The sequence below is a fragment of the Alicyclobacillus sacchari genome (assembly GCF_004366795.1).
Lineage (GTDB): Bacteria > Bacillota > Bacilli > Alicyclobacillales > Alicyclobacillaceae > Alicyclobacillus > Alicyclobacillus sacchari.
Genome location: NZ_SORF01000009.1, coordinates 22,844 through 36,538, shown reverse-complemented (window position 1 = coordinate 36,538; position 13,695 = coordinate 22,844). Strand labels below are relative to the sequence as shown.

The window sequence follows — 13,695 nt, the reverse complement described above, 5'->3', positions numbered from 1 at the left end:
TCATCGTCCATGGATGGCCTGAGCCCGACTCGCCTCAACCCACAACGTACAGAGCGGAGTGAACGTGTTTTCGACCCATTCCACCAACTGAGACCCCGTCTGGGTCATCACGGTTTCTTGATCCATGCGCCGGCCAATCAGCAATTCTGCCTTTTTGACCTGCATCAGGCGTTCGCCAAACGCCACAATATCCCGCTCCGAAACTTGTGCCGCCGGGATGGATGAGGGCTGTGTATGATCTGGTATGTAAATAAAGTCAGTCGGCACAAGACGTTCGATGTCCCTCGCCTGCGCTCGGAGATAGTTTCCGAACGCCACCTTGTCCTTGGCTTCGTAAATGTAGCCAAACGCGGCAAAGATGTGCGTCGGCCAAATGCCAATTTGAAAGTGTGGGTGTTGTTTATAGCCACGGCCGTTCGCACTGAACGCGACCCACGTGTCACCCGGTGGATTCACCGTACGACGCGCGTGCTTCGCGACATGAGCGTACATCGGAGACTGCAGCCGCTCGGACAGAAACGGCACGAAATGCTCCCCAAGTGCCGCAAGCTTTGGTTGAATTCGCTCCCGAATGGCGGACATGCGCGGTTCCAGGCCTGGAATCCTAAACACGTCAAAATCCGCTTTGTCAAAACCCGTAAACAATGGCGGCACCTCACTCCATCAACTGCATATAGCGTACCTATACCTTAACCCTAGACTAGACAAGACAACAGTGTCAGGCAAGATCGATATGAATCTGTCTCGCCAATTTGCGTTCAATCCGATCCAGCCTGTGCGCCATGGCGGCTGCTTCCCCCGATGCTGGCCGAACACGCGCCAACGCCAATAGGGTCGCCTGCTTGGCCGCGTGCAAATCGGCGGTACGATGCTCGTAGTATTTTGCCAGTTCGATGAGCGGTTCGGGTTGCGTGACATAAGTCGCTTCCATCTCCTGCCAAAGTCGAACCGCCTCCTCCCAAAGACCTCGCCGCTTGAGAAAGAGGCTAAACAGCCAAAATGCGCGCCAATCGGCATCATCTGCCGCCGCTGCCCGCCGATACGCCTCGTCGGCCGCTTCCCAGTCGTGCCAGGCATCAAACCAGGTTGCTATGGCCAAATTGGGCCTTGCCGAAACGTAGACGGCATGGCCTGACAATGCTTCGGCGATCGCGATAAAAACGCTCACCAGCGAACAGACATCGTGCAAATTGTGCCGAAATACGTCCTCCATGACGAAAAACGACGCCCCGCCGACGAATTCAAAATAGCGCGCGGGCGCCTCGCGGCCAGGGAGATCGTCGATTCGTTCTACGCCGAGCAAGCTTTCGACCTCCGCTAGCGATACGCGATCGAGCACGCCTTTCCACAAACGCCTGCTGGGGTGTAGAAGATCCAGTTGTGGGCGGTCGATGCGCGGCATTTGGTGAAGGATTCGGCGGTTTTGTAGAAGCGGCCAGTCAAACGATTTGCCGTTAAAGGTGACCACGACAGCGTCCTGATCGCCCAGCGGTCCAGCTTGCAAAGCCGCAAGCACGGCGGCTTCATTCCCGTAATCGTCGACGAAGTACTGGTCGACGCAAAAGTCATCGTCCACAAAATAGCCGACACTGTGCAAGAATGGCAGTGTGCCGCTTCCAAGTCCCAGCCCGTTTGTTTCGGTGTCATAGAAGCGGAGGTTGGCCATGCTGACGGGCGCCTTCGCAAGCTTGGCTATCGGGGCGAGATCGAGATTCAATACATCGAAAAATGGCCGCTCTCCGTGCTTCGTACATACGTCAAACGATGTCGTGCGGCACCAACAGTGACCGCAATCCGTTTCCATCCGGCGGAATCCGGCCTGCAGCAATTCCTCATCGCGCGCGGCGATCGCGCCGATTTGACCGGTATCGACAGATTCGGACGGCTCGTCAACCATCACAGGCTCACTTGCGACTGTGCGGACGCTTTGTTCCAATGCGCGCAATTTATCCAGCAGGCTCCGCGCCATGGTTCAAACCTCCTGCAACTGCCGGCCATCGAGACAGCGCGCAACCAACTTCTCGACCATCTGTTTCAGCTGCTCTTCCTCGTTTCCGGGACCGACGCAACCCGGACACCCCCACTCGCACGCACAGCCGCGAACCATGTCGAGTGCCGACTGCAAGATCAGATCACGATCGCGAAACGCCCGTTCGCAAATGCCGATGCCGCCTGGATAGGCGTCGTACACATACACCGTCGGCTGGGTATAGAGCGGATCGCGCACTTGCACAGCCGCGTGGAGATCTGATACCGAGCACATGCAGTGAAGTGCAACCGCGTGCTTGAGCAGATGGCCAAACCCTTTTAATGCCGACTCCCACGCGTCAGGCCCAACCTTGAGCAAGCGTTCCTCAAACGTGCACCAATAACCCGCCGTATGCAATTCGGCCTCCGGGAGGTAGATTCGCCCCCAGCCCAGATTCTCGTGTGTGTCAAATTTGATCTTTTTAAACAGCGTCGGCGTCGCATTGACGGCAACCTCGCCTGTGCGATGGATGACACCCACACCTTGCGCATGTTGCAACTCGTCGAGCACCTGCAGCCGCACAGCCAGTTCAGCGTCGGTGTAGTAGTCGCAATCAACCGCCCGCACATACGCCTTGCCATTGTCGAGATCGAGCTTTTCTACCTGATAAGACTTTCCTTGATGCAAGTAAATAGCCTCTTCGTGCAACGTCGTCAGGGCACTGAAGCGATCCGTTTCGCCGATAACGATGGGCCTTGCTGCATCCGTTTCATCAATAATGACGACGTTCTCCTGTGCCGCACTGCGCAGCGAGACGCCATGGGAAGGCAAGGCGTCGGCCATCCAGTGGTACCGATTGTCGCCGCCCTTGTGAAGTACGCGGGCATCGGCCAGATATTCAAGCAATTCGGCAGTCGTTTCGACGGCAAACGACTCATGAACAGCAAACGGCAACTCGTAGGCCGAGCACTTCAAGTGGTCCATGAGAATCAACAGGTTATCCGGGTAAATACGGGCAGCCTCTGGTGATCCCTCGAGCAAAGCGCCAGGATGGCGCACCAAGTATTGATCAAGCGCCGATGCATTTGCCACAAACAGTGCAAGTGACACGCCCTTTCGACGCCCGGCACGGCCGCTCTGTTGACGGATGGAAGCGATAGAACCTGGGTAGCCGACGGTGATTGCTGCTTGTAGAGAGCCGATGTCGACGCCAAGTTCCAAGGCGTTCGTGCTGACAACCCCCAGAATGTCACCGTTGCGCAGCCCACGTTCGATCGCGCGGCGCTCATTGGGAAGGTAGCCGCCGCGGTAACCGACAATGCGAGATCGCAACCGTTCCCGGGCATCTGCCTTCAAATAAGAAGACAGCACCTCGACCTGTGTGCGTGTTTTGACAAACGCAATGGTCGAGATCTCAGCATCCAACAACCTGCGGGCAAGCCGTCTTGCCGTTTGCAGCGAAGACGCCCGCAGCCCCAACTGCGGGTGGACGATTGGCGGATTGTAAACAATCGTATGCCGTTCGCCCTCAGGGCTGCCCGACTCGTCGATGACAGTCGTCTCCCGGCCACACAAACGTGTCGTCAATTCACCAGGATTCGCGATCGTGGCGGAACTGAAGATGAACTGCGGCTGTGAGCCATAAAACGCACAAATGCGCTGCAACCGGCGCAATACGTTTGCCACGTGGCTCCCGAAAACACCACGATAGATATGGGCTTCGTCAATGACGACGTAACGCAGATTCTCAAACAGGCGAAGCCACTTTGTATGATGCGGTAGAATTGCGGCATGGAGCATGTCAGGATTCGTGACTACAATGTGTCCCGCTTCGCGAATCCTCTGTCGCGCATGTACGGGCGTATCGCCATCGTAGGTGAAGGACTGTACTTGCGTTTGCAACCGTCCAATCCAATCGTTGAGTTCCGCCACCTGGTCCTGGGCCAAGGCCTTGGTCGGAAATATGTACAAAGCTCGAGCACTCGGGTCACGGCAGATTTGATCGAGCACGGGCAGGTTATAACATAGTGTCTTGCCGCTTGCCGTCGGCGTGGCCACAACAATGTCGCGGCCAACCGCGAGCGCATCCCAGCACTCGGCTTGATGGCTGTACAGGCGGTCGATCCCGCGGGTCAACAGAGCTTGTTTGACATCTTCATGAAGCTCTTTGGGAATCTCGCGAAACCGCCCAAGCCGCGCCGGCGCAACATGCCACGCGGCCACTTGCGTCGCAAACGCCTCATCGCGCCGCCATTCTTCCAACAGTTGTTCCAAAACCACTCATATCATCCGCTTTCATCGCATTCAGTGTGTGAAGTTGCCTACGAAAAACACCTTTCATCTGTCACCTATTCAGTCACAATTTCAAAAGTCAATCATAGCATGTAATGAAGCCCCCGATAGAGAGGGTATGAATCTTGTACAGCATGGCAATAAGGTATAGTACCGAGTAGAGGGAGGAATCATCTTGCAAACGGTTGAGAAATGGGCGACACGTTCAGACGCGTGGACTCCCGACGATGATACTCGTTTGGCCGAACTCGTTCTGCATCATATCCGCACAGGCAGCACGCAACTCAAAGCATTTGAAGAAGCAGCAACACTGCTCGGGAGAACGGCAGCCGCCTGCGGTTACCGCTGGAATGGCGTGATCCGAAAACATTATCAAAGCGAGATCGATGCGGCCAAACAAGAACGAAAGACGCAGCAAGTTCAGGCCGATACGAGTACAACCGGCAAACCTTCGCAGCCGGAAATCAGCGCGTCCATGCTAGAAGTGATCTCGTTCCTGCAGACGTTCGACGAGCAATACCAGAAACTCAAGGCGTACGTGACACAAATTGAACAGGAAAAGCAACTGCTTGCAGAGCGCGTGGAAAGCCTCGAAGCACAATTGCATACGCAGGGCAAGGCGTTTGATCAACCGTTCACGCCCGAACAGCTCGAGGAAGATTCGCGCACACTTTTCGCTATCATGGAACGAGCGCGCAAGCTATTAGGAGACAACCGTCCGGCTGGAACTTGAGGATTCATGCACGAATTCGGCCCGCAACGCGGCAGCGAGTGCGGGTCGAAATGGTCCAATGCCCCTTTTCGCCATCGCAACCAACTGTTTCGCAGCTGCCACGGCTTCATTCCGCCAACTCTGTGGATACAAGTGACTCCGCCTCGTAAATTCGTCCACATCTACTAGCGACACAGCATCGTTCTCTATGCGCACGTCGAGATCGAGATCGATAAACACCACCAAGTCGGATCCGAAGATTGCAGGCGTGATCACATTGGCATAGTAATCTGTGACGTCCGGTTTGAGAAGGACGAAAACTTGGTAAAAAACCTTGGGCCAAAACAATGCAACAACGGGATAATCTGAACTCCATGTCGTTCCATCGCGCTCTTGTACGGCCGCACCAGCCGGAATGCGGTAGCTGCCCGGGAGGCTGCCTGGCTCCATACGCTGCCACACGCGATGGAGTTGGCCGTCATAACGCAAACTGATGAGACGCACTCATCCATCCCCTCCAACGCCATCGCCCTTCTCGCTTCGCTCCGACTCATGTGGCAAAAAATCGACGAACAAACGCGTCCGCAACAAGCCTTTTGCTCCGATCAGCACGATGGGTCCGATGAATAGCCCGATCACGCCCAGCACTTTCAAACCTACATATAATCCAAACAGTGTCGTCAACGTGTCCAATCCGACACTATCCGCGAGAATCTTCGGTTCAATGGCGTGCCTGATCAGCGAGATGACCACTTGCAAGGAGAGTACTTTCACCGCCGTCGCCGTATCTCCCATGACGAGCGCCCCAACCGCCCAGGGCACCGTCAACAATGCCGAACCGACAATGGGCACTAACCCCGTCAGGGCAAACAAAATGCCAAGCAGGACGGCATATGGAAAATGCAAGATGTACATGCCGATCACACCAAGGAACGCGGATAGGCACATGAGGATGAATTGGACGCGAATCGTCCCGAGAAACGCGCGCTCCATGTCTGTGAAGACGACGTTTACTTTCGGAGCCCATCCAGGCGGAAGTAAGCGATAGAAAGATGCGAGCATGCGTTCGCGCCGCAACAGGATAAAAAACGCGGTCACGACAGAAATCACAAAGATAAACAAGGTATCGGGCAAATGGGTAACGATGGAGATAAGCGATGTGACGAACTTGCGGACACTGCCTTCCAAGCTGTGCACAAACTGCGTCACCGCAGATTGCACGGCATTGCTCACCTGCGCCGGCAATTGCCCATAGAGAGGTTGCGTTCCATCGAGCCGCTGTTCTAACTGGAACAGTTCCGCTTTTAAAAACCATTGGCTATGCGTCAAAAACGACGTAGCTTCACGCAGCGTACCGATGATCACACCGACGGAAATCGCAAGCGCAACCGCGACTGCAACGGTCATGACACTGAGTACCGAGGTCAGCCGCCGCATGCCCCGACGCTCGCACACTCTCACGACGGGGATGAGTAGGATGGCAAATATCCAGCCAATTACAAACGGCAAGATATACTGCATGAGATATGCCAGCATCAGTGCAATGGCCGCGATAAACGCGAGCATGATGCAGACTTCGAGGGCGCGCCACAAGTAGCGGCGCAGTTGCACTTCGCGTCCCATCCCTTGCAAGCAAAGCGCTCCTTTATTCAGCGGCTGTAGGTTTCAGCAATCGGCGGCGCAACATAAAGCCAACGCCAGCAAGCAATATGCCTAGCACGTAGCTCAAGGCCGACAACCAACCATGGTGTCCTACGGCCATGAGCATCGCGCCCGCGGCTAGCAGGGCCATTGTAAACAGGGAAATACAAAAAAACATGACACGCACGGGAACAGACATCACGTTCCCCCCAATTGTAGTGTAGATAGCAACAAGCCATTTGATGTTTTCATCATACCATAAGACGTCGTTTGTGCAGAGGATGAAGGCAATGTCGGAAGACCATTTTACGGGGGGTGTCCAAGCTGGATCGAGGCGGGATCAGTGGCTGTGCAAGGTTCATCGCCCCATGGCAACATGCGGCCGCCGCAAACACTTGTCTAGGCCGCAGGCCGGACATGGTCTGCGGCCCTCCGTCGGATATCAAGCGGAGACATGCAGATGAAGGTACGGCATGATGCGATCCCACGCTTCTTCATGGGGATCGACAACCACCACGTTGTTGGCGCCGCAACGGCGGTACATCTGTGCGCGTGATTCATCCTTGCACATGACAATGATCTGCGGTACACCCGCCTCGCGCAAGGTCTGAATCAACAGCGCCGAGCGTATGACATCATGCATTTCACGGACGATCGCGATATCTAATTTCGCGCTTTGTACAGCCGCTTTTACTGTCGCTTTATGAGCTGGAACCCCAATGGTGCGATTGGGATACCAAGCTCGAACCTTATGATGAACGTCGTCAAAGCAAGTGAGCACTCGCACGTCGATTCCCGCGCCAAGGGCGCGATCGATCAGCAGTCGATCTTCTTCCGAGCAAGTAGCCACCAGCATGTTTTGTACCACGTGAATCAACCTTTCAGAAGCACATTGTTGATAGCGCTTTCATCAACAGTATAACATGAATCGACGACGAACAGAACCTTAGAACGCCGATTTGGGCGTCCGTTTTTTCAGCTGGATCGCTCGCAGAAGTTCTTCTCCATACGCATATACCACTTCGCGCGCCACATCAGGCCGTTCCATTTGTACCGCATCATAGATGGAGCGACAGGTGCGCAGGCCGAGATCGAGTTTGGGGTTGAGTACGCGCAGGCTGCTTCGCAAAGCCTCCTGCAATACGCGAAACGCATTTTCGAGCACACGGTTGGCGGCACAATCAGCCAGTACGGCATAAAAGTGCAGTTCACTGGCAATGCGATGCTCACTATGCCGCCCTGAGGACTCGAGTTCGAATAACGCCCGCGCCAACGCCGAATAATCCGATCCGCCGCGCCTTTTCGCTGCAGCATGAGCGATGCCCGCGAGCACGGCCGTCTGCAACTCGACCAAGTCGCGCACCTCGTCCAAGCCTAGGAGGATAGCGGCATCGAGCGGTTGCATCCACATTTCGACGGAGGCGGTTCGCACATACGTGCCATTGCCATGACGAAATTCCACAAGCCCCTGCCCGCGCAAAGCTCCAAGCGCCTCGCGAACCGTGGCGCGACTGCAGCCAAACTGGGAGGCCAATGCCTGCAGCGTGGGCAGCTTTTCCCCAGGCTGAAACAAGCCTTGCTCGATCATCCGGCGCATTTCGTCGGCAATCTGCATATACAGCTTCTTTTGGGTCGTGCCGTCCACGCTGCCGCCTCCCCCGCTTGTACTGGCATGTGCGCGGCCTAAAGGCTCGCACACGTCGTCAACGAACGACGATATTGACCAATCGTCCTGGTACGTAGATCTGCTTGGCGATCTCTTTCCCTGCGAGCCATTCGGCTAAATCCGGCAAGGCCTTTGCCTGCTCGATGGCGTCTTCTTGACCAATATCGGCAGCCACGGTCAATCGCGCCCGAACGCGTCCATTCACCTGAACAGCAATTTCGACTTCGTCATCCTTCAGCCATGCGTCGTCGTACGTCGGCCACGTCGCGTCAAAGACAGATGATTCATGACCTAAAAGCGACCACATCTCCTCGCCCAGATGCGGTGCAAACGGCGCAATTGCGATCGACAAGGTCTCCAGCGACGAGCGGTCAATGCCGTCCTTTGCTTCACCGCTCAAGGCATTGACGTATTCCATGAACGCGCTGACTGCCGTGTTAAAACGGAACGATTCCATGCGCTCCGTCAACGAAGCGACAAAGCGGTGGCGCAATTTGGTGAGTGCCGGGCGCTCACTCGCCGGATGGGCGGCGTGTGCGCTGACCAGCCTGAATGTGCGGCTGAGGAAACGAGCGACGCCTTCCAATCCGTTGGTGCTCCACTCCGCTTCGTCTTCCGGCGGACCGACAAACATCTCATACATACGCAAGGCGTCGACGCCATAGGTGGCGATGATGTCGTCCGGATTGACGACGTTGCCCTTCGACTTGCTCATCTTCGCGCCATTCAACGTGATCATGCCTTGCGTAAAGAGGCGTTGGAACGGCTCGTCAAACTGAATAAGGCCGAGATCGTAAATGAACTTGACGTAAAAACGCGAATACAGGAGGTGCAAGACGGCATGCTCGACACCGCCGATATACATGTCGACAGGCAGCCAGTAATCGATGGCCTCCTTCGAAAAAGGCGCCTTGTCATTGTGGGGATCGGCATACCTCAAGAAATACCAACAAGAACCTGCCCACTGTGGCATGGTGTCGGTTTCGCGTTCTGCCGGACCGCCGCACTGAGGGCATGTCGTATTGACGAAGGACGGGATGGCCGCGAGAGGCGACTCGCCGGTACCTGTTGGTTCGTAGCGCTCCACGTCAGGCAATGTGACCGGAAGTTGGTCCTCCGGTACCGCGACCGCGCCACACGCTGGGCAATGTACAATCGGAATGGGCTCGCCCCAGTACCGTTGACGAGCAAACACCCAGTCGCGCAGGCGATAGGTGACGGCCGCTTCGGCATGGCCAGTTTGCGCCAGCCACTCGATGGCTGCCTTTTTAGCCGCGGCTACCGACTTACCATCGAGTGGACCGGAATTGATCATGACGCCATCGCCCGTATAGAGTTCATCGGCCTCACCCTCAACCGGCTGGACGACCGGTATGATGTCGAGATCAAACTGTTTGGCAAACTCATAGTCGCGCTCATCGTGTGCAGGCACGGCCATGATGGCACCTGTTCCATAATCCATCAGGACGTAATCGGCAATCCACACAGGCAAGTTCCGATCAAGAAGGGGATGCTTGACATACGCGCCCGTGAACACACCTGTCTTTGTCTTGTCGACCACTTGCCGCTCGACGTTCGACTTCCGCAACGCTTCCTCGATATACGCTTCCACCGCCGCTTGCTGAGCCGGCGTGGTAATGCTGCGCACGAGCGGATGCTCCGGCGCCAAAACCATGTAGGTTGCACCGCAAATCGTGTCCGGCCGCGTCGAAAAAACTTCGATCTCGCCATCGTGATCGACTAACTGAAAGCGAATGCGCGCCCCCTCACTGCGCCCAATCCAAGCCCGCTGCATTCGCTTGACGTGCTCAGGCCAGTCGAGCTTGTCCAAATCGTCCAGCAAACGATCCGCATATGCGGTGATTTTTAGCATCCACTGATCCATTTCACGCTTGGTCACTTCTGCTCCGCAACGCTCGCACTTGCCTTCGACGACCTCCTCATTGGCAAGGCCGGTCTTACAACTCGGGCACCAATTGATAGGCATCTTCTTGCGATATGCCAAGCCGCGTTCAAACATTTTGACAAAAAAGTACTGCGTCCAACGATAAAACGATGGGTCTGTCGTGTTGACTTCGCGATCCCAGTCGTACATCGCGCCAATCTCCTCGAGCTGACGCTTAAAGTTCGCAATGTTGCGCTCCGTTGCGATGCGCGGATGAATGCCGTTCTGAATCGCGTAGTTCTCCGCCGGCAAGCCAAAGGCATCCCAGCCCATCGGATGCAGGATTTCATATCCGTGCAGTCGCTTATATCGACTCCATACATCGGAAATTGTGTAACCCCGCCAGTGGCCGACGTGCAAGCCGTTGCCAGACGGATAGGGAAACATGTCCAGGCAGTAGTACTTCGGCTTGCTGCCCTTGCCGTGCGCGCGATGCACGCCAGTCTCCCGCCACCGCTCCTTCCACTTGCGTTCAATTTCCTGTGGCTTGTATTCCATGTCTTGTCCCCCTGTTAGGTGCGTCGACGGCCGCCTGGCCGCATACTGACAAAAAACTCTCGTCCGTATTATAGGACGAGAGTTCCTGCGGCGCCAGGCCGTGTCTGTTTATGTCGATTTCATATCAACTTAACGGCGATCTGACGATCCACCCATAATGCCCATCAGGCGCAGAACGAACAGGAACAGGTTGACGAAGTCCAAGTACAGGGAGAGAACCATCCACGGTACATGCTGCTCCGCCACACCGTACTGAGCCAGACGGTTGACATCAAACAGAACATAGCCGACGAAAATGGCAACGCCGAGAAAGGCGTAAATCAAGCTCGCCACCGAAGAAAACCCTGTAAAGATGGACACGATGCCCATCAAGAGCAGAGCCAACATGCCGATGAACAAAAATCCGCCAAGGAATGAAAAATCCATCGACGAACGTGATGCGACAAACGAAGCCACGAGAAATGCACCGGCTGTGACGGCCAGCGCTTTAATCACGATCCCGACGCCAAGTCCGATTGCATAGTAACTGATGATAGGCCACAGCGTGATCCCCGAAATGAATGTGAAGAGGTACACAAACGGAAAACCGATGGCACGCGTGCGCTGCCGGAACATCGCATAGACAATCATCCCAAGTTCAACGAGGCTAAGCACAGGTATCAAACCAATGGGCAATTGCGTACCGGCCAAGACGCCGACAAGCGCGGTCAACAAGGTGCCAAACAACCCCAGAAAGACGCGCCCCAACAGGCGATTTTGCGTAATCGTATACGTCTGCATGCCAATGTCCTCCTTTACCCTTCTCCGCAGCATCGTCTCTACAGACGATGAACGGGCAAGCTGTTGAGCAACTGTGAGAGAAGTGTCTGATAGACTTTGGGCCACACGAGCTTGGACAGTTCGCCGATTGGTACCCACGCCGCACCGCCATGGTCACTGGCGATGTGCACCTGATGATACCCAATGGGCCGCAAAACGACAACCCGCCATTCCAAGTGCGTGAAGACGTGCCTTGCCTCTGCAATGGCCAGAAAATCCACTGCAGGTTGGTCGGCGACGGAAAGCACGTCTGCTTCTATGGTATTGCCGATCGCGAGTTTATGCAATCGTCTGCGCGCTGCCAGAAATAGCTCGCCTTCACTGTAAGGCGGATCGTCAGGGAGTTCGGTCATGGGAAGTTGCCACATCCCTGCAAGCAAACCGTCATCCGAGCGACGTTCGACGAGCAAGGCCCCGTCGCGCTCAATCCAAAGGGCTACGATGGTCCTTTTACGACGTGCCTTTTTGGGCGTTTTCGTTGGCAACTCCGCTGCTCTCCCGGACTGCCGGCCAAGACACCCATGTGCGACAGGACATGCATCGCAGCGCGGACGGCGTGGGACGCATACGAGTGCTCCAAGCTCCATCAATGCTTGCGTGAACAGTCGCGGTTCCGCCTGGTGAATGGCGCGATCGACCGCACTTGAAATCGTTCGTTTTGTCGTGGGCAGGTCGATGGGATCAAAGATGCCCAAGTAACGAGCCATGACACGCAACACATTGCCGTCTACGGCAGCCTGCGGCCGGTTAAAAGCAATGCTCATCACGGCACCGGCCGTGTACGGGCCCACACCGGGGAGCGCGCGAACCGCCTCCGCATCGTCGGGAATCGTGCCACCATACGAGTCACGAACGACCTGCATGGCGCGGTGAAGATTGCGTGCCCGGCGATAATAACCAAGACCCTCCCACAACTTCATGACGTCATCCTCGGCGGCATCGGCAAGCGCGGTGGCATCCGGGTAAGCCTCGAGAAAGCGGTGATAATACGGAATGACTGTTTCCACCCGCGTCTGTTGCAGCATCGTTTCGCTGACGAGAATGCGGTACGGATCCGTTGTTTCACGCCAAGGCAGCTTGCGGGCGTTGACGCGGTACCACGCCACTAGTGTATGAGCGAAATCAGTCAAGCTTTCCCTCGAGCGCATGCCAAACCTCCCGTCCACAAGATACTCGATATCACATACAGAGGGTAAAGTTGAAAGCCATGTTCGTCATGGCGAAGACAACCGAGGATTCCAGTTTGCACGTTCATACTGTGCCGATTTGCGGACACAATACGGTGCGGGGGGTGCTGTCCATGTGGAATGTGATGAACGCGATGACCGGCATGGCGCGCCAGCGCATGATGCCGCGCCGCCGCGGCAATGGTGTCGGCACGATGACCGCTTTGTTGATTGGCGCGAGTGTTGGCATCGCCGCGTGGGAAGCAGTGCGCCAAGTCCAAGGCAGGAATAGCGGCTCCCAAAGCAACAACAGCAGCGCGATGGAAATTGCTCAAGAAGTGATGAGCGAAATCCAGGAGTAAATGGGAAGGCCATCGCTTGCTGGTTCGTCGCCGCGCCGTTTCGGATGGAACGGCGCCGACGAACATCATGGCATCATGGGTATCGGCGATGAATGCCATACTTGTGTTTCCAAACCTGATACGATAGACGACTGCGCTTAAAGCTGTCCACGAATCTTTGCGTGTTGTCCAAAACGCGACGCGCTTCCGCCATACTTACCTGCCGCGTGAACAACGCTTCCCCGAATTCCTCGAGATCGATAATATGGTAGTACGAACGTTCATACAACAGCACGTCCACATACATATCCTCAACGTATATGTATTCTTGGTCTTCCCAGACCTTGACGAGATCGACATAGTGATCAAACCGCAGCCGCGGATGCTTAACGGGAACCCCTTGATCCATGCATGTGCTGACCGCAATCCCCCACTGCGGATAAATTTCGCGCATGTGATTGCTGTAGCCATGCTCAAAAGCGGGGCGCTCCACGACGACCAACCCCGGGCGCCGAAAGAACTTGTCGATGGTGAACGGCTCATTCGATCGGTCGATCCCGCGCTCTTCCCGTTTGTGTATCTGCTGGACGCGGCCTGCTCGAAGCGCCACACACGCCCCTCCTGACTCCGTGAAATCCGCTTTTCC

The 13,695-nt window shown here is 55.8% G+C and carries 14 protein-coding genes; 2 read left to right on the top strand and 12 right to left on the bottom strand.

Features of this window, described 5'->3' with window-relative positions; all coding sequences use genetic code 11:
• From C7445_RS09925 to C7445_RS09915, 3 genes are all read right to left on the bottom strand, one after another.
• On the bottom strand, positions 1-654 hold the full coding sequence (locus tag C7445_RS09925; RefSeq protein WP_134159901.1) for a YktB family protein: 654 nt from the start codon (positions 652-654) through the stop codon (positions 1-3).
• A gap of 64 nt (positions 655-718) precedes the next feature.
• Positions 719-1,969, bottom strand: coding sequence for a ribonuclease H-like domain-containing protein (locus C7445_RS09920; RefSeq protein ID WP_134159900.1), 1,251 nt, complete (start codon positions 1,967-1,969; stop codon positions 719-721).
• Positions 1,970-1,972: 3 nt separating this feature from the next.
• Positions 1,973-4,249, bottom strand: coding sequence for a DEAD/DEAH box helicase (locus C7445_RS09915; protein ID WP_134159899.1), 2,277 nt, complete (start codon positions 4,247-4,249; stop codon positions 1,973-1,975).
• 187 nt (positions 4,250-4,436) lie between these two features.
• On the opposite strand from C7445_RS09915, the gene C7445_RS09910 reads away from it, so the two are divergent.
• Positions 4,437-4,994 carry an RsfA family transcriptional regulator gene (locus C7445_RS09910; RefSeq protein WP_134159898.1) on the top strand — a complete coding sequence of 186 codons (558 nt, stop codon included), beginning with the start codon at positions 4,437-4,439 and terminating at the stop codon, positions 4,992-4,994.
• Here the strand turns inward: C7445_RS09910 and C7445_RS09905 are convergent.
• The 8 genes from C7445_RS09905 to mutY all read right to left on the bottom strand — a co-directional run bounded on the left by C7445_RS09905 (position 4,965) and on the right by mutY (position 12,690).
• Positions 4,965-5,477: a DUF402 domain-containing protein gene (locus C7445_RS09905; protein WP_134159897.1), complete on the bottom strand. Its 513-nt coding sequence runs from the start codon at positions 5,475-5,477 to the stop codon at positions 4,965-4,967. The two genes, C7445_RS09910 and C7445_RS09905, sit on opposite strands and share 30 nt — an antisense overlap.
• Positions 5,478-6,596, bottom strand: a complete 1,119-nt coding sequence (ytvI, locus tag C7445_RS09900; RefSeq protein ID WP_208320893.1) for a sporulation integral membrane protein YtvI — start codon at positions 6,594-6,596, stop codon at positions 5,478-5,480.
• A gap of 22 nt (positions 6,597-6,618) precedes the next feature.
• Complete coding sequence (locus C7445_RS09895) at positions 6,619-6,813, bottom strand: hypothetical protein (protein WP_134159895.1); 195 nt, start codon at positions 6,811-6,813, stop codon at positions 6,619-6,621.
• Between the two features lie 243 nt (positions 6,814-7,056).
• Positions 7,057-7,470 carry a hypothetical protein gene (locus C7445_RS09890; protein WP_208320886.1) on the bottom strand — a complete coding sequence of 138 codons (414 nt, stop codon included), beginning with the start codon at positions 7,468-7,470 and terminating at the stop codon, positions 7,057-7,059.
• Positions 7,471-7,560: 90 nt separating this feature from the next.
• Positions 7,561-8,259, bottom strand: coding sequence for a FadR/GntR family transcriptional regulator (locus tag C7445_RS09885; protein ID WP_243835113.1), 699 nt, complete (start codon positions 8,257-8,259; stop codon positions 7,561-7,563).
• A gap of 58 nt (positions 8,260-8,317) precedes the next feature.
• Entirely contained in the window at positions 8,318-10,723 is a 2,406-nt protein-coding gene (gene leuS / locus C7445_RS09880) for a leucine--tRNA ligase (RefSeq protein ID WP_134159893.1), read from the bottom strand.
• Between the two features lie 129 nt (positions 10,724-10,852).
• Positions 10,853-11,503, bottom strand: coding sequence for a Bax inhibitor-1/YccA family protein (locus C7445_RS09875; protein WP_134159892.1), 651 nt, complete (start codon positions 11,501-11,503; stop codon positions 10,853-10,855).
• A 38-nt stretch (positions 11,504-11,541) separates the two neighbouring features.
• On the bottom strand, positions 11,542-12,690 hold the full coding sequence (gene mutY, locus C7445_RS09870) for an A/G-specific adenine glycosylase (protein ID WP_134159891.1): 1,149 nt from the start codon (positions 12,688-12,690) through the stop codon (positions 11,542-11,544).
• A 50-nt stretch (positions 12,691-12,740) separates the two neighbouring features.
• Here mutY and C7445_RS09865 point away from each other — a divergent pair, with 50 nt between their 5' ends.
• Positions 12,741-13,070: a hypothetical protein gene (locus C7445_RS09865; RefSeq protein ID WP_243835112.1), complete on the top strand. Its 330-nt coding sequence runs from the start codon at positions 12,741-12,743 to the stop codon at positions 13,068-13,070.
• Between the two features lie 73 nt (positions 13,071-13,143).
• Here C7445_RS09865 and C7445_RS09860 read toward each other — a convergent pair whose 3' ends face one another.
• Positions 13,144-13,659 (bottom strand): DUF402 domain-containing protein, encoded by a 516-nt coding sequence (locus tag C7445_RS09860; RefSeq protein ID WP_040289119.1) that lies wholly within the window; start codon positions 13,657-13,659, stop codon positions 13,144-13,146.
• Positions 13,660-13,695 lie beyond the last annotated feature (36 nt).

What these genes read in the sequence shown, in the direction of transcription:
- C7445_RS09920 (WP_134159900.1), bottom strand. Translation starts at nt 1,969, where the DNA reads ATGGCGCGGAGCCTGCTGGATAAATTGCGCGCATTGGAACAAAGCGTC.
- ytvI (WP_208320893.1), bottom strand. Translation starts at nt 6,596, where the DNA reads ATGGGACGCGAAGTGCAACTGCGCCGCTACTTGTGGCGCGCCCTCGAA.
- C7445_RS09895 (WP_134159895.1), bottom strand. Translation starts at nt 6,813, where the DNA reads ATGTCTGTTCCCGTGCGTGTCATGTTTTTTTGTATTTCCCTGTTTACA.
- C7445_RS09890 (WP_208320886.1), bottom strand. Translation starts at nt 7,470, where the DNA reads ATGCTGGTGGCTACTTGCTCGGAAGAAGATCGACTGCTGATCGATCGC.
- leuS (WP_134159893.1), bottom strand. Translation starts at nt 10,723, where the DNA reads ATGGAATACAAGCCACAGGAAATTGAACGCAAGTGGAAGGAGCGGTGG.
- C7445_RS09875 (WP_134159892.1), bottom strand. Translation starts at nt 11,503, where the DNA reads ATGCAGACGTATACGATTACGCAAAATCGCCTGTTGGGGCGCGTCTTT.
- mutY (WP_134159891.1), bottom strand. Translation starts at nt 12,690, where the DNA reads ATGCGCTCGAGGGAAAGCTTGACTGATTTCGCTCATACACTAGTGGCG.